Here is a 17861-nt window from a genome sequence, read left to right on the forward strand (position 1 = left end):
CAGTCCAGCCAGTTCCGGACGTTCGGAGCCGTCGTTAGCGTCGGTGTCGCCGTCAACCGAGGGAGGACTGATCCGGCGATGCTCGCGCAGATCGTGTTGTTCGACGGGTTCGACCCGCTGGACGTGACCGCGCCGTACGCGGTGCTGGCCGCCGGCGGTATGACTGCGGAACTCGTTTCCGCCGAGGGCGCCCGCGAGGTGCCGAGCGGGCTGGGACCCCTGACCCTGCGCGCCACCGGGCCGCTGGACCCGCGCCGCGCGGACCTGGTGGTCGTGCCGGGGGCGACCGGGCCGGCCGAGGTCGTCACGGCGGTGCTGGGCCGCGCGCTGGACACCGGGCTGCCCGCGCTGCTCGGGGAGTCCCTGGCCCGGCCGGGCGTCACCACGGCCGCCGTGTGCGGCGGGTCGGTGCTGCTCGCACTGGCCGGCCTGATCACCGGCCGCCCGGCCACCACCCACCACCTCGGCCTGGACACGCTGGCACGGGCGGGCGCGACGCCGGTCCGGGCCCGGGTCGTCGACGACGGCGACCTGGTCACCGCGGCCGGCGTGACCTCCGGCCTGGACCTGGGGCTGTACCTGCTGGAACGGGAGATCGACCCGGCGGCGGCACTGGTCGTGGAGGACCTGTTCGAGTACGAGCGCCGGGGCACGGTGTGGCGCGCGGCCGACCGGGTGGGCGCGTGACCAAGCTCCTGCTCTCGCTGCACGTGCTCGCCGCCATCGTCGCCATCGGGCCGGTGACGGTCGCGGCGAGCGCGTTCCCGGCCACCGCGCGCCGCGCCTTCGCCGCACCCGACCACGACCTCGGCCCGGTGCGCACGCTGCACCGGATCCGGGGTTGACCGCGGTCGCGGCCGGGGTGCTGGTGCTGATCGTCCGGCCGGGGTCCACCACCGGGGCGTGATCGCTTGACAGCCGCTGGCCGCGATTGCCAAGGTCTGCCAATGGTTTTCCCCGCTCCCGGCGCGGAAGTGGCGCACCGGCGCGCGTTGCGGCTGGACGAGAACGCCCGGTCCATCACCGACCGGTTCGGGTGGAGCGCGCTCGTGCTCGGTGACGACTCCGCGGTGGGCCGGAAATTCCCGGAGCGCTACGGCGACGAGCTCACCGCGCGCTCGGCGGGGCCGGTCCGAATCGCGTTCTTCGCCGGTCGGCCGGCCGCGGAATCGGTGGCCGGGCCGGAACTGGCCCGGCGGCTGGGCCTTTCCGACCACCTCCCGTGCCTGGTGGTGGTCGCCGAGGCCGGCGTGCACGTGCTGCCCTTCCGGGAGCGTTCCGCCGCCGACGTGCACCGGGTGCTCACGGGCTGGATGGAGGAGTTCCACCGGGCCAACGTTGGGCTGGTGGCCCGGTGGACGGCCGTGGAGCGCGAGATTCACCGGCTGGTGGCGGAGCTGTCGGGCTCGCTGTGGGCGGCGCGCGAACGATCCGCGCGGGTGCGTGCCGAGCGGGAGTCGTTACAACGGCTCGAATCGCTGGGTGCGGCACCGCTCGACTTGGACGCGGTCCTGGCGGACCGGGCGGGTCTGCCGTGGGCGCTGACGACCGCGCTGTACGCGTGCCGGGACCGCCTGCGGGAACTGGACGCCGTCGAAGCGGCGGGGGAGCGGATGGCCGCCGCCGCACGGGACCTGTCCGGGTCCGACGACCGCCGGGCGCTGTGCCGCGTGCTCGGCCGGCTCACCGAGGACACCGCGCTGCGCCGGCTGCTCACCCCGGACGGCGCGGCGGCGCTCACGGCGGCGCGGGCCGCGTTCGGCCGGGACGACGACGCCGACGTGCGCGAGTGGCGTGCGGACAACGGGAAACTGTTCACGCTTCCGGTGTTCACCGCCGCCCGCCAAGCGTGGCGGTGGATCGCCGACCAGGGCCGGCTGCCCCGCGAATCGCCCGCGCGGCACCGCGAGCGCGACTTCGACGCGTTCACCCGCGCCTTGGCGGCCCAACCGCTCGGCCCGGCGGCGGCCGACGGCGTGCTGGCCGCGCTCGCCGCCCACCACGGCGTGACGGACGAGGTGGAGTGGACCGCCGCGACGGCCGGCTTCCGCGCCTACCTGCTCGACGCGGTCGACCGGCTGCGCGCCACCGCGCCCGCCGGCTTCACGGCGGTGGGCCACTGCCTGCCGACCTTCGCCCCGCCGGTCCGGCCGCTGACCGACGACCTCCGCGACCGGCGCGACGCCCTGGTCCGCGCGCTGCGGCGGGACGTGCCCGGCGCGGTGGCGGACGACCGGCGGACGGTGCTCGCCGCCGTGCCCGTGCTCGTGGAGGAGCACCGGGCGCGGGTGGCGGCGACCCTCGCCGGGCCGGCGCCGGAACCGACCGGCGAAGCCCAGGCGCGTCGGCTGGCGGAACTGGTGGACCTGCTGGGCTCCTACGACGCCGCAGTACGTTCGGCCGTCCACCCGCACCTGTCCGAATCAGGGGTGGTCGCCGTGGAGGTCGCCACGAGCCCGGCGGACGCGCTGGGCGTGCCGCCGGGGGAGGACCCCGCCGAAGTGCTGCGCCGGGTCGCCGCGCGGACCGTCGCCGAGCACCGCGGCACCCATGCCTGACCGTTGATCTTCACGATGGTGTCAGTGTGGAATAAAAGATCAGTACCAGGTCCGCCGCCGGCGGGCCGGCCCCCGCTCGGCCGGGATACGAAGACCTGATGGCCAAGAGGCCATTCGGCAGATATCGGCCGTGGGCTGTTTTCCCTTCCGGTCATCAGCCGCCGGTCGGGCCGGAAAACGCGCGGTGACGCTCGGTGGTCGGGTGGTACGGATTCGTATCGCCCACCCCGGGTAGGTCCTGGCCGCAGTCCGGTCCCGCACATTTCCGGACCGCTGTCAACCCGCCGCTCGGTCGCCGCTCGGAACGGTATTCGGGGACCTTTGCGGTACCCATTCCGGTTTGTGGGGAATAGGTTGAGCCGGCCCGGCCCGACGTGTATATATCTGCGGAGGCGCTGCGGTTAATACCCGGGCGAGAAATGGCGGCGCAGTATGGCGGGTCTCCTACCAGCGATGACGCCGGCCCGGCGGATCGGCGGAGGCATCGGTTTTTCGAATGGCTCCGACCACCCTGCGCACAATCGCTGTACCGCCGTCGGCGCGCAGGGCGCGGGCGGCCACCCGGCCGGGCCGGTAGTCCGCAGGCCGGTCCAGGTCTCAAAAGGGGAGAGGGTTGGGATGAACACCAGGAATCCGCAGAACGTGGTCGTGGTGGGTGGAGGAACCGCGGGCTGGATGACCGCCTCGTACCTCAAGGCCGCATTCGGCGACCGGATCTCGGTCACCCTCGTGGAGTCCGGGCGGATCGGCACCATCGGTGTCGGCGAGGCCACGTTCAGCGACATCCGGCATTTCTTCCAGTTCCTCGACCTCAAGGAGGAGGACTGGATGCCGGCCTGCAACGCCACCTACAAGCTGGCCGTCCGGTTCGAGGACTGGCGGGAACCGGGGCACCACTTCTACCACCCGTTCGAGCAGATGCGGTCGGTCGGCGGGTTCCCGCTCACCGACTGGTGGCTGCAGAACGGCCTGACCGACCGGTTCGACAAGGACTGCTTCGTGATCGCGTCGCTGTGCGACGCCGGCCGCAGCCCCCGGCACCTGGACGGCCGGCTGTTCGAGCAGGACTACGTCGAGGGCGGCGAGGAGCCCGTCGGCCTGACCATGTCCGAGCACCAGGGCAAGACGCAGTTCCCGTACGCCTACCACTTCGAGGCCGCGCTGCTGGCCAAGTACCTCACCAAGTACTCGGTGGACCGGGGCGTGCGGCACATCGTCGACGAGGTGCAGGACGTCCGGCTCGACGAGCGCGGCTGGATCGACCACGTCGTCACCAAGGAGCACGGCGAGCTGCACGGCGACCTGTTCGTGGACTGCACCGGGTTCCGCGGCCTGCTGATCAACAAGGCGCTCGGCGTCCCGTTCCAGTCCTACCAGGACACCCTGCCCAACGACAGCGCGGTGGCGCTCCAGGTGCCGCTGGACATGCAGGCCCGCGGCCTGCGGCCGTGCACGACGGCGACCGCGCAGGAGGCGGGCTGGATCTGGACGATCCCGCTGTTCGGCCGGATCGGCACCGGGTACGTCTACGCCAAGGACTACTGCTCGCCCGAGGAGGCCGAGCGGACGCTGCGCGAGTTCGTCGGGCCGGGTGCCGAGGACGTGGAGGCCAACCACATCCGGATGCGGATCGGGCGCAGCCGCGAGTCGTGGGCCAACAACTGCGTGGCGATCGGCCTGTCCAGCGGGTTCGTGGAGCCGCTGGAGTCGACCGGGATCTTCTTCATCCACCACGCGATCGAGCAGCTGGTGAAGTTCTTCCCGGCCGCGGACTGGCACCCGAAGCTGCGCGACATGTACAACTCGGCGATCGCGAACGTGATGGACGGCGTCCGGGAGTTCCTGGTGCTGCACTACATCGGGGCGAAGCGCGACGACACGCAGTACTGGAAGGACACCAAGACCCGGGCGATCCCGGACGGCCTGGCCGAGCGGTTGGAGCGGTGGAAGGTCCAGCTGCCCGACTCGGAGAACATCTTCCCGTACTACCACGGGCTGCCGCCGTACTCGTACATGTGCATCCTGCTCGGCGGCGGCGCGATCCCGCTGCGCCCGTCGCCGTCGTTGGCGCTGTCCGACGACACCGCGGCGCGCAAGGAGTTCGCCGCCATCCGGGACAAGGCCCGGCACCTGGTCGAGCGGCTGCCCGCCCAGTACGAGTACCACGCCCGGCTGCACTGATCCGGCGGACCCGGCCGGACCGATGACCGAGCCCAGTACGCGATCGGCCGCCCTGCCGGACGGGTTCCGCGCGATGATGCGCGGTTTCCCGTCCGGGGTGGCCGTCGTGACCACGACCGACCTCGCCGGCCACCCGTGGGGGATGACCTGCTCGTCGGTGTGCAGCGTCGACCTCGACCCGCCGACGCTGCTGGTCTGCCTGCGTTCCACGGGGCCGACCCTGGCGGCGATCCTGGTGCGCGGCGGGTTCGCGGTGAACCTGCTGCACGAGGACGCGCGGCCGACCGCGGAGGTGTTCGCCTCCGGCGACCCGGACCGCTTCGACCGGGTGGCGTGGCGACTGGACCAGGAGGCGGCGGGCCCGCACCTGGAGGCGGACGCGCACGCCGTGGCCGATTGCCGGGTGGGCCCCACCCAGGTGGTCGGCAACCACGTGGTGGTGTTCGGGGAGGTGCTCCGGATCACCCGGCGACCCGACCGCCACCCGCTGCTGTACGGCCAGGGCGGTTATCGCCGCTGGTCCACCGACCTGCCCGGCTGACCTCGTGAGTCACCACCGCGTTCGTCGCCGCCGTGTTTCCGCCGCCGGTTGTCCCGGTGACGGCGGAAACGTGGTGGTGCGCGGATCGTCGTCGCCGACGATTCCGGCCATGTCCGAGGTGTGCACCGGGCGGCGGATTTAGTCGACGACACTGGCGCGGGCCCATGCGGCGGGTGCGCGCCATGCGCGGTTTCGCGGCGGACGTGCTCGCTGAGGTCGGCGACACCCTGCCGAGCGTGGTCGTGGTGGACGTGGACCTACCGCTCGGACCCGGACCCGCCGCCGAGGTCGCACCGCGCGACCGGCTGTTCGTGCGCCCGCCGGTCGTGAGCCGGTCGGTGTGAGCGGGCCGTGACCGCGCGGTCCGTGAATACTGTTCGCGATTTTCGCCGGTGGCATTCCCGGGCGGGTATTCACCCTTGTCGGCCGCGTTTCCGTGCGGTGCGGAATTGTTGCGGATAAAGGGTTTGTGCACCGGTGCGGCGTTCTGGATAAACTGGTGGAGTCGTGTCGGAACGTCTCGCGCGACGCGCTCGATGCCGGGGGGTGGAGCGACCGAACAGCGTGGAATCCCGCCGTGCCGCTGATCTTGGTCGTGGCGCGGCGGAGAGCGCACAGCGAAGCGATTCGCCGTGTCCGGCAAGGTGTTGCCGCAGGGGGAAGTGCGTTGACGCAAACCGTGGTGGTCCACCGTCGCCGTGCCCGCGGCGGCGGTGGCCACCGCTCCGTCCGATGTGGACCCCGTGTGGGGCCTCTGTGGACTCTGTCGAGGTCAGGTCCGATGGGCTGTCGGGATGCCGGTGGGCGCGGTCGTGAGGCCCGATGCGGTGCGGTGCATCAGATCGGGTTGCACTGGGCCTGGTGGGTCGCCACGTACCGGGAGGTGCGGCCCCAGTTCTCGGTGGACCCGTCGCAGAACTTGGTGGACCCGCCGACGACGGTCGTGCGGGTGTTGTCCTCGTAGTAGATCCGGTCGCACTGGTACCCGGCCTTGCACACCGGGATGGCCTGCGCGGGCGCGGCGGCGAGCAGTGCCGCGGCGGACAGCGCCGTGACGAGCACGGCCGAGCCGATGGTACGGCGGATCATGGGCACCCCCAGGGTATGTGACTCCATTTCACGTTAGGGCCCGCGCCGGTCGCGGGAAATCGACCATCCGGCCTGTCGTCGGCGGCCGGTGGGACGCCGTCCCGGGTCCGCGTCGAGTCGACGGCGCCCACGGTTCGAAGCCCACCGTTCGGCGCCAACGGTTCAGCGTCCACGGTTCGGCGCCAACGGTTCAGCGCCTGTGGTTCAGCGGCGGGCGACCAGCAAGGGGACCAGCTGCTCGGCGGGCGTGAGCGAGCCGTGGTGACCGGTGAACGTGCTGACGAACGGTTCCGCCGCGGACCGGACGACGGCCAGCGAGCCCCGGCCCGCGACCACAGGTCGCCGATCCTCGGCCGGACGTGCTCGGCCACCACCGGGCCGAACCACCCAGCGGCGATCGCCTCCTCGCGCGACGCGATCCAGGCGCGGTCGCCGAGCACCTCCGTCCACGCGGCGCGCACGTCCGCCGCCGCGCCCTCCCGCGCGTAGACGTGCCGGGCGCGCGCCTCGCCGCCGAGTTGGCGGACCCCGGCGCGCAGCCGGTCGTCGTTGTCGAAGTCCACCCGGTCCGGGTCGGCCACCGCGACCATGCCGTGGTCGGCGGTCACCACCAGCGCGGCGTCCGGCGGCAGTTCCGCGGCCAGGGTCTCGGCCAACCGGTCCACGAACGCCAGTTGCCGCCGCCACGGGGCGCTGCCCGGCCCGTAGACGTGCCCCAAGGCGTCGAGGTCGGCGTGGTAGGCGTAGACGAACACCCGTCCCGGTTCGTGCAGCGCCTCCAGGGTGCGCTCGACCAGGTCGCCCAACGCGAACGCGCCGCGCACCCGGCCGCCGCGCAGCACCGCGCGGGTCAGCCCGCTGCCGTCGTGCTCGCGCGGCACGACCAAGCGGACCGAGACCCCGGCGTCGGCCGCCCGCTCGAACGCGGTCCTGGTCGGCTGCACCCGCTCGGGCACCAGCGCCCGCCGCAGGTCGACCTGTTCGGTCACGCCGTGCCGGTGCCAGGACAGCGCGTTGAGCAGCTCGCCCTCCGCCGCGAAGGTCCACCCGACGACGCCGTGCTCGCCGGTCGGCCTGCCGGTGCCCAGCGCGGCGACGCTCGCGGCGGTGGTGGCGGGGAACCCGGCGGTGATCGTGCGCGGCGGCAGCGAGGACAGGAAGGGCGCGTCCGCCGCGTACGCCGCGAGCAGTTCCTGACCCATGCCGTCGACCAGCAGCAGGCACACCCGGGAGGGTCCGGCCAGGCCGAGCACGTCCGCCGTGCCGGGCACGTCCAGACCGGCGAGCAGGGACGGGACGACATCGGCGAGCGAGCCGGAACCGTACCGGGGTGTCAACGGGTCCACGCCGCCGATGGTAGCGGCGCGCCACGCGCTGCCGTGGTCACCTGTTCGGCGGGCGGTTTCCGGGACTGCGATTTCCGGGCGTGCGCCTAATACCACGGGCCGCGCTCGGGGGCGCGGCCGGCCCAATTCCGGCGGCCGGCCGTTCGGCATCGGCCCGGACCCGGGTTTGTGAATTCCGGGAGGACGCCACGCCGGCCGCGGCCGGTCCGGATTCCGCGGAATCAGACATCTCGGCCGGGTTCGCGCGGCGGACGCGCCCGGTGGTGTCGCCCCGGACGGTCCCACCCGGTGGTCGCCGCATTCGGCGTGGTCGGGAGCGTCCACCGGGGCCGGGGTGACCGGGGTGGGAGAGGACAAAGCGGTCCGAACGGCTGCACCGGTTACGCCCGAATCGGCCATAACATCTGTTGAATACCCGGCGGTGATGGCGCTTGTGAGCTGGGTCGTCGTTTCTCCCGGGGTTTCCGGCGGCGGTCTGTCCGCCAGGTGTGCCCGGGTGCGCTCTGGCGTTGTCGGACCCGCGCCCCTATGCTTCGTCCGAACAGCGCGGATCATGCTGCCGTGATGTGTGTTTTGCGGATATCCACCGCTGATCCGCCGAAAGTGAATGCGGCGACGCACCGGGCGTGGCGGGAGTTCCGGGGCGGCGTCGGGTGCGCGAACCGGCGTGGGTGAAAGGCGACTCGTGAACCCCACCGTGGTGCCGGGCCTGGTCTCGGTCGTCATGCTCGTCCGCAACCGCCTGGAGTACACCCGGCTGGCGGTCGGGTCGCTCGCCCGCGCGTCCGGTGACCTGGAGTTCGTCATCGTGGACAACGCCTCCCAGGACGGCACCGCCGACTACCTCGACGAACTCGCGGGCACCTGCGAACGCCCGGTCACCGTGCTGCGGTTCGCCGACGACCGGGGCGGCGCGGAACGCCGCAACGCGGGCGCGGAGGCGGCCCGCGGCGAGTTCCTGTTCTTCGTCGACAACGACGTGGTCGCCGACGACCCGGGCGTGGTCGAGGCGCTGGCCGGCGAACTCGCGGCCGACCAGGCGGTGGCCGCGGTGTCGCCGCTGCTGCTGTTCCCCGGTGACGACGGGCTGGTGCAGTGCGCGGGCGGCGGCTCCACCGGCGACGGTCGGATCGGGCTGGTCGGCCGCGGCCGACCGGTGGCCGACACCGACCGGGTGCGCCGCGCGCAGACCTGGGCCCCGACCGCGGCGCTGATGGTCCGCCGCACCTCCTTCCGCCGCGCCGGCGGCTTCGACGTGGCGTTCGACCCGGTGTCGCTGTGCGAGGACGTCGACCTGTGCTGCCGGCTGGGCGCGGCGGGCGAACGGGTGCTCTACGCCGGCACGGTCGCGATGCGGCACTTCGAGGGCACCACGATCAACCACGTGGGGCACGACAAGCTGCGCGTCTGGAAGCGGCACATGCGGGTGCTGCGCGCCCGCTGGTCGGAGGTGTTCGCGGCCGGGCCCCGGCACCCCGCCGCCGACCTGGACTGGACGCCGGTCGGCAAGGACTACCGCGACCTGTCCCGACCCCGGGTGTGGCCGCTGGTCCAGGCCGCCGACCGGGGGTTCTTCACCAGCGACCGGGCGCTGGCCCTGCCCGGCCCCCAGGACGTGCGGGTGCTCGCCGTCGACTGCGGGCCCGCCACCCACCTCGCGCTGCGCACCGTGCCGGGCATGCGCCTGGTCGGGGTCGCCGACCGGGACCCGACGGCGCTGCTGGCCGCCGTGCGCGCGCACGACGTGCCGTGGGCGATGCGGGACGCGGCGCGCCTGGTCGACACCGTGCCGTGCGAGGGCGTGGTGATCGGCTCGCACCGGCCGGACCTGGCCGTCGTCGCGCTGCGCCGCGGGCTGCACGTGCTGCTGGAGCCCGCCGCGATCTCCGACGACGCGGAGCTGGTCGATGCCGCGCGGTCCTCCGAGGGGCGGTGCGCGGTCGTCCGGCCGTGGGCGGACCACCCGGAGCTGGCGGCGCTGGGCCGGGCGGTCGCGGCCGGCCGGATCGGCGCGCCGACCCGGTTCACCGCGCGGCTGGAGCACACCGACCGCGAGGGCCTGCCGCACCTGCTCGACGCCGTCGAGCGGGTGCTCGGCGGCAACGTCGGCACCCTGGTCAAGACCGTGTCGGCGCACCGGGTCCGGGCGACGGTCGCGGTGGCCGGGGTGCGCGGGGCGATCGAGACCACCGCGGCGGCCGCGCGGTCGCGGCTGCGGGTGACGGTGTTCGGCGACGGCGAGCTGTCGATCGACATCGGGCCGACGGCCCGGCCGTACGCGGACTTCGTGGAGGCCGCCCGCGGCGGGCTGGTCCGGTGGGCCGGTCTCGGTCCCGCCGTCGCCCGGCTCGTGCGGTGGCGTGATGAGGCGGCGGCGACCACCGCCGCCGGTTGACGGTGACCACCGAGGAGGCGCACGTGATGAGCAACAGGTCGGCGGGGAACTTACGCTGCCGGTACGACCCACCCGCGGACGTCCTCGAGATCGACGTGCGCGACCTGCCCGGCAGGCTGCGCGCGTTGCTGCTGCTCGACGGCACGCTGACCACCGCGCTGGAGGCGTACCGGCTGGCCCCCGTGGTGGTCGAGGTGCTGTCGCTGGACCTGGTCGCGCTCGACGCGGACACCGGGCGCTGGCTGGACGCCACGCCCGGCGCGCCGGCGCTGTCCCGGCGGACCGCGCTCTACGACGCCCACACCAACGAACTGCTGGTGGAAGCCGACACCGTGATGCTGCCCGAGCGGCTGCCACCGGCGTTCTCCGACGCGGTGCGCCGCACCGAGCCCGGCATCGGCGACGCGCTGGTCCGGCTGCGCGTCGCGCACCGCCGGGAACTGCTCTGGTACGGCCGCGACCCGGTCGGGCTGGTCCGCTGCCACCGCCTGGTGCACGCGGCGCACCCGGTCGCCTGCGTCCGCGAGTCCTTCCCCGGTGTGGACGCCGGGCCGAGCGGCCCCCGGTGAGAGCGAACCTGGTCGGCGTGCTGCGGGACCGCGCGCGGGCCGGCGGCTGGCTGCACCGCCCGGCGTACGAGGGGGCGGGCGCGGTCACCCACGCCGAGGTGTACGCGGGCGCGGCCCGGGTAGCGGGCGGCCTGCGCGCCGGCGGCGTCCAGGCGGGTGACCGCGTGGTGCTGCTGCTCGACGACGGCCCGGACTTCGTGTCGGTGTTCCTGGGCGCGGCGACCATCGGGGCCGTCGCGACCCCGGTCAACCCCCGGCTGCACCCCGACGAGCTGCGCGCCGCCGTCGTGCTCGCCGATCCCGCGCTGGTCGTCTGCCGGCCGGCGGACCTCGCCGCGCTGCACGGGTTCCCGGTGCCGGTGCTCGTCGGGCCGCCGGTCGGCGACCCGGTCGACCCGGTGCCGTGCGGGCTCGACGTCCCGGCGTTCGCGCTGCTCACCTCGGGCACGACCGGTGCGCCGAGGCTGTGCCCGCACCACCACGCCGACCCGCTGGTCTACCACCGCGCGTTCGGCGGGCCGGTGCTCGGGCTCACGCCGCAGGACGTCGTGCACTCGGTGTCCAAGATGCACTTCGCCTACGGGCTGGGGAACTCGCTGTTCTACCCGTTGCTCAGCGGCTGCCGCGCGGTGCTCGACGCCGAACCGGCCACTCCCGACGACGTGCTGCGGATCCTCGACGAGCACGGCGTCACCACGTTGTTCTCGGTGCCGACGTTCTACGCGCGGCTGCTCGCCCACCCGCGGGGCGACCGGCTCGGAGCGCTGCGGCTGGCGGTGACCGCCGGCGAGGTCCTGCCGCCGGCGTTGGAGGAGCGGCTGGTGGCGCTGCTGGGGGACCGGCTGCTCAACGGCATCGGCACCACCGAGGTCGGCCAGGCGTTCACCTCCAACGCGCCGCAAGGGTGGCGGGCGGGCACGGTCGGCCGCGCGCTGCCGCCCTACGAGGTGCGCGTGGTGGACGAGGCCGGCGCGCCGGTCGGACCGGAGGTGCCGGGCCGGCTGGAGGTGCGCGGCCCGACCGTGACCCTCGGGATGCGCGCGGACGGCTCCCCGCAACGGACTTCGGGCTGGTCGGCGACCGGTGATCTGGCCACTGTGGACGGTGCCGGGTACGTGCGGGTGTCCGGTCGGGCGGACGACGTGGAGAACGTCGGCGGCATCAAGGTGCACCCGGTCGCGGTGGAGCACCTGCTCGCGGCGCACCCGCTCGTGCGCGAGGCGGTGGTGTGCGCGGAGACCTCCGGCGGGCTGCTCGCCTACGTCGTGCGCGGCGAGGGCGACGAGTCCGACGACGACCTGACCTCGGCGCTGCTGGCCGCGTGCCGCGAACGGCTGACCGCGTACAAGGTGCCCCGGACCGTGGTGTACGTGCCCGCGCTGCCGCGCACCGGCTCGGGCAAGCTGCGCCGCCACGTCGTGCGGACGTGGGAGTCCACCGGCCTGGCCGCACCGATGTGACCACCGGCGAGCCCCCGCGCTGACGGCTCGCCCACCCCGGTCACCGGACCGGTGACCGGGTGCCACCAGCACAGATGACCGGGTGCCACCAGGACCCGGCCGCCCGGCCCGGTGGTCCGTCCGCCGGCGGTGGTGATCACCTGGCCGGGGGTTCGTCGGTGGTGGTCGCCTTGCCGGTGGTCGGGAGGCGTGGCTAGCGTCGGTCGGGTGAGCAGAGCGTTGACGCCCAAGGGCGAGGCGACGAAGGCGCGGATCGTGGCCGGCGCGGCGCGGCTGCTGCGTGACCGCAACGTCGCCGACACCACGCTGGACGACATCCGCGCCGAGACCGGCACCAGCAAGAGCCAGCTCTTCCACTACTTCCCGGACGGCAAGGACGAGCTGCTGCTGGCCGTCGCCCGCCACGAGGCCGACCAGGTGATCGACGACCAGCAGCCGCGCCTGGGCGACCTGTCGACGTGGGCCGCCTGGGACGAGTGGCGCGACATCGTGGTGCGGCGGTACCGGGACCTGGGCGACAACTGCCCGCTCGGCTCGTTGTTCCTCCAGGTCGGCCGGTCCGGCACGGGGGCGAGGTCCGTTGTGGACGGTCTGCTGCGGCGGTGGGAGGGCTACCTCGCGGACGGGATGCGGGCGTTGCAGGCCGGTGGGCGGCTCGACCCGGCGTTCGACGTGCCGACCGCCGCGCGGGCGTTGCTCACCGGCCTTCAGGGCGGGGTGACCATCATGCTGTCCACCGGCTCCGCCGACCACCTCGAAGCCGCGATCGACTGGAGCATCGCGCGGATGCGCGAGTCGGCGCTCGGTGGGGATGCGCTCAGCCGTGGTACCAGTGACCGTCGAACCGCAGGGTCACCCCGGTGAGGAAGTCGGCCACCGGGCTCGCCAGGTAGGCGACCGCGCCGGCGACCTCCTCCGGCCGGGCGACCCGGCCGATGTCGTTGGGCGCCAGCAGGCGCACCGCCGCCGGCTCGACCTCCTCCCACGTCCCGGTGACGCCGTTGGCCGCCGCGACGGCGGTGAACCGCTCGCGGGACCGCTCGGTGAGGATGCCGCCCGGCGCGACGAGGTTCGACGTCACGCCGGATTCGCGCAGCTCCCGGGCCAGCGACCGGGTCAGGTTCTCGCGCGCGGAGTTGGTGGCGTTGTAGTGCGGCTGCTGCGCGATCGGGTGCGCGGCGGTGGCGCTGCCGATCTGGACCACCCGGCCCCAGCGGCGTTCCCGCATCGCGGGCACCAGGCGGCGGATCAGCCGGACGCCGGCGACCACGTTGGTGTTGTAGATGGCCAGCCACTCGTCGGGCGTGGTGCTCCACCAGTCCCGGCTCAGGTCGAAGTACCCGGCGTTGTTGACCAGGACGTCGACCGGTCCGGCCTGGTCGGCCACGGCGTCGGCCGCGGTGTCGGAGTCCAGCGGGCCGACGACGTGGTCGGCGGTGCCGCCCGCGTCGCGGATCCGGGCCGCCACGGCGGCGGTCCGGTCGGCGTCGCGCCCGTGCACGACCACAGTCGCGCCCTCGGCGGCGAGCAGCGCGGCGATCGCCGCGCCCAACCCCGAACTGGAGCCGGTCACGAGCGCGCGTTTGCCGGTCAGGTGCAGGTCCATCGGTGTTCTCCCCGGAGGTGTCGAAGGGCGGGTCGAACCCCACCGTGCCCGCGAAAAAATGGACCAGCAAGTCCAGAAATGTCCCGGACCCGGGGCGGTCAGCACGGCGCGCTGCCCCCGCCGGAACGCCCAGGGGAATGCGACGCCGTACCAGGCCGGCGCACCCCCTGCGCGTTCCTCGGCATCCCGTTCGGCGAGCCGGCGGTGACCGACTGCGGCGACGTCGTCGGCGACCGGGTCGCCCAGGTGGGCCTGCGGCCAGGTCGGCAGCGCCCGGCCCGCCGACCTGGCCGACGCCCGCGCGCGGCGGGCAACCACCTGGTCACGGCGTGGGACCTGCCCGAGCGCGGCGCGGGGGCGGTGCCGGGCCGCCTGACCTACCCGCAGATCCGGACGTTGGTCGGCGGCTTGGCCCGGGACCGGCTGTTGCTGAACATCGTCGGCCTGCAACGAAACCCGTGAACGGCGGGTCATGTGAGCGCGACCAGTTCCCGGTACTCGTCGTTCCACAGGCGTTCGTCGCCGTCCGGCAGCAGGAGCACCTTGCCCGGCCGCAGCGCGTCGATCGCCTCGACGTCGTGGGTGACCATGACGATCGCGCCGGGGTAGCGGTCGATCGCGGTGAGCACCTCGGTCCGTGACGCCGGGTCTTCTCGCCACCGGACAGCACGCGCGCGGGCTTCTCCACGTCGCGCCCGGTGAACAGGAACATGCCCAGCACGTGCCGCACCTCGTCGTCGGCCAGGTGCGGCGCGGCGTCGGCGAGGTTGCGGCGGACCGTGCGCTCCGGGTCCAGGGTGTCGTGCTCCTGGGCGAAGTAGCCCAGACGTGCGCCGTGGCCGGGCACCACGCGCCCGGCGTCGGGACGCTCCCGCCCGGCCAGGACCCGCAGCAGGGTCGTCTTGCCCGCTCCGTTGTAGCCGAGCACGACCAGCCGGCTGCCCCGCTCCACGGCGAGGTCCACGCCGCGCAGCACGTCGTGCCCGCCGTAGGACTTGGCCAGGCCGATCGCGGCGAGCGGGGTCCGGCCGCACGGCACCGGCTCGGGCAGCCGGATGCGGGCGACCTTGTCCGCGCGGCGCACGGGTTCGAGGTCGGCCGGCATCCGGTCGGCGCGGCGGGCCATGTTCCGGGCGCTCACGGCGGTGGACACCCGGGCCCGCATCCGGTCCGCGTGCAGCGCGGAGGCCTTGCGCTCGGCGTTGACGCGCTCCCTGGTGCGGCGGCGGTCCTCGGCGTCGCGCTGCGCCAGATAGGCCGCCCAGCCGGTGTTGTGGATCTCGACGGCGGCGCGCCGCGCGTCGATGTGGAAGACCCGGTTGACCACCTCGGCCAGCAGCCCGGTGTCGTGGCTGACCACCACCAGCCCGCCGGCGTGGCCGCGCAGGAAACCCCGCAGCCACCCGGCGGAGTCGGCGTCGAGGTGGTTGGTCGGCTCGTCGAGCAGCAACGTCCGGTCGGGGCCGCTGAACAGGATGCGGGCCAGTTCCACGCGCCGCCGCTGACCGCCCGACAGCTCGCCCAACGGCTGGTCCAGCACCCGCGCGGGCAGGCCGAGACCGGCCGCGACCCGGGCCGCCTCGGCCTGCGCCGCGTACCCGCCGCCGGCCAGGAACACCGCCTCCGCACGGGAGTAGTCCGCCGGCGCCTGGTCCAGCGAACCCGCCGGATGGGCCATCGCCTCGGCCGCCACGCGCGGGTCGCGCAGCGCCTCGGCCAGGCCGCGGGCGGAGAGCAGGTGGTCGGTGACGGTCACCGACTGGTCGCCCGCGCGGGCGTCCTGCGGCAGGCAGCCCGGCGTGCCGGTGGCGGTGGCCGTCCCGGCGGCCGGCCTGGTCTGCCCGGCCAGGGCGGCGAGCAGGGTCGTCTTGCCGGCGCCGTTGCGGCCGACGAGGCCGACGCGGTCGCCGGGGGAGACGGTGCAGGAGAGGTCGGACACGAGCGGGCGGGCACCCGCGCGCAGCACGAGACCACGTGTGGTGATCATGGGGATGACACTCCGGAGTCGGCTGGAGACGCACTTCTGGTGGGGAAGCGGGTCCTCGGCTAGGAGACTCGGGGCGTCGACATGGTTCTCAGGCCAGCCCGCGCGGCACGGCCTTGTCGTGCCGATAAAAACGGGCCGGCGCGCACTGGGTGTGCGCGCCGGCCCGGTGGCGTGCTCCGCTACACGCCCGCCAACGCCGCAGCGTCGAAGATCGTGCTGTCGTCCGGCCGCTCGCCGGACCCGGTACCGGACAGGCCGGGCCGGGCGGCCCAGAACCGCTGGACGGCGGCGAGTTCCTGCGCGTTCGGCTGCGCGTTGTCGCACCGGCCGCCGGCCATCACCTTGTCGCAGTTGCCGATGTCCTGCGGGTGGTTCAAGCCCAGGATGTGCCCGAACTCGTGCACCACCACGCGCAGCGGACCCGCGCCCGAGGACTTGATCTGGTTGCGGTAGAAGGTGATCGTGCCCCGGGTGCAGCCGACGCAGCTGGCCATGCCCGGCGCGGCCCCGTTCTGCGCGGTCGACGCGGTGATCCCGCCCGACCCCTTGACCAGCTTGACGCTGGTGACGCCGGCGTTCCAGATCTGCGCGGCCTGGTCGACCAGCGGCGCGAGCTCGGCCGCCCGGCTGGAGTCGTAGTAGATGGTGCGCACCGCGACCCGGGACGCGTCCTGGGGCGCGGCGACGGCGGTCGGCGTGCCGACCAGGGCGACCGCGACCACCCCGACGATCGCCGCCACAAGTTTCGCTCGGAACAACGCAGGCTCCTTCGTTCGACGCGTGCTTCCCGAACACCGACCCGGCGCCGTGGCGGTTGCGGCGGCGGTGTCGATCTGTCCCGAAGGTAGCGCCACCGACCTGGGCCGGAGGCATAGCACCTGGCCATAACGCCGCTCTTGCTGCGCGAACACCCCCGGGAGTCCACGGTGGACGGCCGCCGCGCTTGCTCCGTTCGCCCGCGTCGGACCGTTCGCGGCCGGGAGAGAATGTCTGCCTGCCAGGGGACTCCCGAGGGGGATCGATGATCGTTGTGCGCGTGGCGGCGGCGGTGTGCGCCGCGGTGTGCGGGGCCGCCCTGGTGGCCGGCTGCGTCGGCGACGGGACCACGCCGCCCGCGCCGCCGTCCACCGCGCCGAACGTCGTGGCCCGGCTGGAGCAGGCCCTCGCACCGCTGGAACGGCAGGGGTTCCGCGGCGTGGTCGAGGTGCGCCGGGACGACCGGGTGCTGGTCTCCCGGGCGTTCGGCCCCGCCGACGTCGCCGCCGGCCGGCCGAACACCCCGGCCACCCGGTTCCGGGTCGCGTCGGTGACCAAGCAGTTCACCGCGGTCGGCATCCTGCTGCTCCAGGAACAGGGCCGGCTCAAGGCGACCGACGCGGCGTGCGCGCACCTGCCGGCCTGCCCGCCGGCGTGGTCCGCGGTCACCATCGAGCAGTTGATCACGCACACCGCCGGCGTGGTCCGCAACGTCGTGGACACGCCGCAGGAGCGGGCGGCGCTGCTGGCCACCCGGCCGTCGCACCTCGACCTGGCCGCCCGGATCCTGGCCCGGCCGCTGGGCGCGCCCGGCACGTGGGCCTACAGCAACGCCGGCTACGACCTGCTGGGCGCGGTGATCGAGCACGTGTCCGGGCGGACCTACGGCGCGTTCCTGCGCGCCTCCGTGCTCGACCCGCTGGGCATGGGCGACTCCGGCATCGACTGGCCCGCGGCCGAGCCGTCGACCCGCGCGGTGGGCTACGTCGGGCCGGCCACGCCGGCACCGTCGGTGGACGACGAGTTCCAAGCGGCCGGCGCGCTCTACGCCACGACCGGCGACCTGGCCCGGTGGAACACCTTCCTGCTCACCGGCACCCCGCCGCTGCTCACCCCGGCGACCAGGGACCTCGTCCTCGCGCCGACCGTGCCGGTGCCCGGGATGAGCGTCCGCTACGGCTACGGGGTGCAGACCTGGCGGGACGGCAAGGACCTGGCCATCGAGCACAACGGCGGGATGCCGGGCTTCCGCACCTACAACGGCATCCACCCCGGCACGAGGACGTCGGTCACCGTCGTCACCAACCTCGACACGTTCGACCCGTCGACCTCGGGGCACACCCTGATGGACATCGCGGTCCGCTACGACTGAC

15 protein-coding genes and 2 pseudogenes are annotated in these 17861 nt (G+C 74.0%); 12 read left to right on the forward strand and 5 right to left on the reverse strand.

Going from position 1 to position 17861, the window contains the following annotated elements:
• The first annotated feature begins 78 nt into the window (after positions 1 to 78).
• The 6 genes from BN6_RS17360 to BN6_RS46735 all read left to right on the forward strand — a co-directional run bounded on the left by BN6_RS17360 (position 79) and on the right by BN6_RS46735 (position 5624).
• Positions 79 to 687, forward strand: a complete 609-nt coding sequence (locus BN6_RS17360; protein ID WP_015100991.1) for a DJ-1/PfpI family protein — start codon at positions 79 to 81, stop codon at positions 685 to 687.
• A complete protein-coding gene (locus BN6_RS46730; protein WP_158509398.1) occupies positions 684 to 845 on the forward strand; it encodes a hypothetical protein in 162 nt (53 codons plus the stop codon). Before BN6_RS17360 ends, BN6_RS46730 begins: the two co-directional genes overlap by 4 nt.
• Before the next feature lie 102 nt (positions 846 to 947).
• Positions 948 to 2558: a hypothetical protein gene (locus tag BN6_RS17370; RefSeq protein WP_015100993.1), complete on the forward strand. Its 1611-nt coding sequence runs from the start codon at positions 948 to 950 to the stop codon at positions 2556 to 2558.
• A 618-nt stretch (positions 2559 to 3176) separates the two neighbouring features.
• Entirely contained in the window at positions 3177 to 4739 is a 1563-nt protein-coding gene (locus tag BN6_RS17375; protein WP_015100994.1) for a tryptophan halogenase family protein, read from the forward strand.
• Between the two features lie 22 nt (positions 4740 to 4761).
• The gene (locus BN6_RS17380; RefSeq protein ID WP_015100995.1) at positions 4762 to 5280 is read left to right on the forward strand and encodes a flavin reductase family protein; all 519 of its coding nucleotides are present in this window, start codon (positions 4762 to 4764) and stop codon (positions 5278 to 5280) included.
• 182 nt (positions 5281 to 5462) lie between these two features.
• Positions 5463 to 5624, forward strand: coding sequence for a hypothetical protein (locus BN6_RS46735; RefSeq protein ID WP_158509399.1), 162 nt, complete (start codon positions 5463 to 5465; stop codon positions 5622 to 5624).
• A 493-nt stretch (positions 5625 to 6117) separates the two neighbouring features.
• Here the strand turns inward: BN6_RS46735 and BN6_RS17390 are convergent, their stop codons facing one another.
• Both BN6_RS17390 and BN6_RS17395 read right to left on the reverse strand, forming a co-directional pair.
• Positions 6118 to 6369, reverse strand: a complete 252-nt coding sequence (locus tag BN6_RS17390) for a DUF6289 family protein (protein WP_015100997.1) — start codon at positions 6367 to 6369, stop codon at positions 6118 to 6120.
• A 204-nt stretch (positions 6370 to 6573) separates the two neighbouring features.
• Positions 6574 to 7715: pseudogene (locus tag BN6_RS17395) on the reverse strand (alkaline phosphatase family protein).
• A gap of 685 nt (positions 7716 to 8400) precedes the next feature.
• Between BN6_RS17395 and BN6_RS17400 the strand changes: the two are divergent.
• From BN6_RS17400 to BN6_RS17415, 4 genes are all read left to right on the forward strand, one after another.
• A complete protein-coding gene (locus tag BN6_RS17400) occupies positions 8401 to 10110 on the forward strand; it encodes a glycosyltransferase (protein WP_041313045.1) in 1710 nt (569 codons plus the stop codon).
• Entirely contained in the window at positions 10107 to 10679 is a 573-nt protein-coding gene (locus BN6_RS47885; protein WP_197540283.1) for a hypothetical protein, read from the forward strand. The genes BN6_RS17400 and BN6_RS47885 overlap by 4 nt, the downstream gene beginning before the upstream one ends.
• Positions 10676 to 12139 carry an AMP-binding protein gene (locus BN6_RS17410; RefSeq protein WP_015101001.1) on the forward strand — a complete coding sequence of 488 codons (1464 nt, stop codon included), beginning with the start codon at positions 10676 to 10678 and terminating at the stop codon, positions 12137 to 12139. The genes BN6_RS47885 and BN6_RS17410 overlap by 4 nt, the downstream gene beginning before the upstream one ends.
• A 207-nt stretch (positions 12140 to 12346) precedes the next feature.
• Positions 12347 to 13003, forward strand: coding sequence for a TetR/AcrR family transcriptional regulator (locus tag BN6_RS17415; RefSeq protein ID WP_051075620.1), 657 nt, complete (start codon positions 12347 to 12349; stop codon positions 13001 to 13003).
• Here the strand turns inward: BN6_RS17415 and BN6_RS17420 are convergent.
• Positions 12957 to 13745: an SDR family NAD(P)-dependent oxidoreductase gene (locus tag BN6_RS17420; protein ID WP_015101003.1), complete on the reverse strand. Its 789-nt coding sequence runs from the start codon at positions 13743 to 13745 to the stop codon at positions 12957 to 12959. The two genes, BN6_RS17415 and BN6_RS17420, sit on opposite strands and share 47 nt — an antisense overlap.
• A gap of 78 nt (positions 13746 to 13823) precedes the next feature.
• On the opposite strand from BN6_RS17420, the gene BN6_RS17425 reads away from it, so the two are divergent.
• Entirely contained in the window at positions 13824 to 14207 is a 384-nt protein-coding gene (locus tag BN6_RS17425; protein ID WP_148302905.1) for a hypothetical protein, read from the forward strand.
• A gap of 8 nt (positions 14208 to 14215) precedes the next feature.
• Here BN6_RS17425 and BN6_RS17430 read toward each other — a convergent pair.
• A pseudogene (locus BN6_RS17430) lies at positions 14216 to 15732 on the reverse strand (ABC-F family ATP-binding cassette domain-containing protein).
• Between the two features lie 179 nt (positions 15733 to 15911).
• Positions 15912 to 16490 (reverse strand): snapalysin family zinc-dependent metalloprotease, encoded by a 579-nt coding sequence (locus BN6_RS46740; RefSeq protein WP_158509400.1) that lies wholly within the window; start codon positions 16488 to 16490, stop codon positions 15912 to 15914.
• 263 nt (positions 16491 to 16753) lie between these two features.
• Between BN6_RS46740 and BN6_RS42065 the strand changes: the two genes are divergently transcribed.
• Positions 16754 to 17860, forward strand: a complete 1107-nt coding sequence (locus BN6_RS42065) for a serine hydrolase domain-containing protein (RefSeq protein WP_015101007.1) — start codon at positions 16754 to 16756, stop codon at positions 17858 to 17860.
• Position 17861 lies beyond the last annotated feature (1 nt).

It is taken from the genome of Saccharothrix espanaensis DSM 44229 (genome assembly GCF_000328705.1).
GTDB lineage: Bacteria > Actinomycetota > Actinomycetes > Mycobacteriales > Pseudonocardiaceae > Actinosynnema > Actinosynnema espanaense.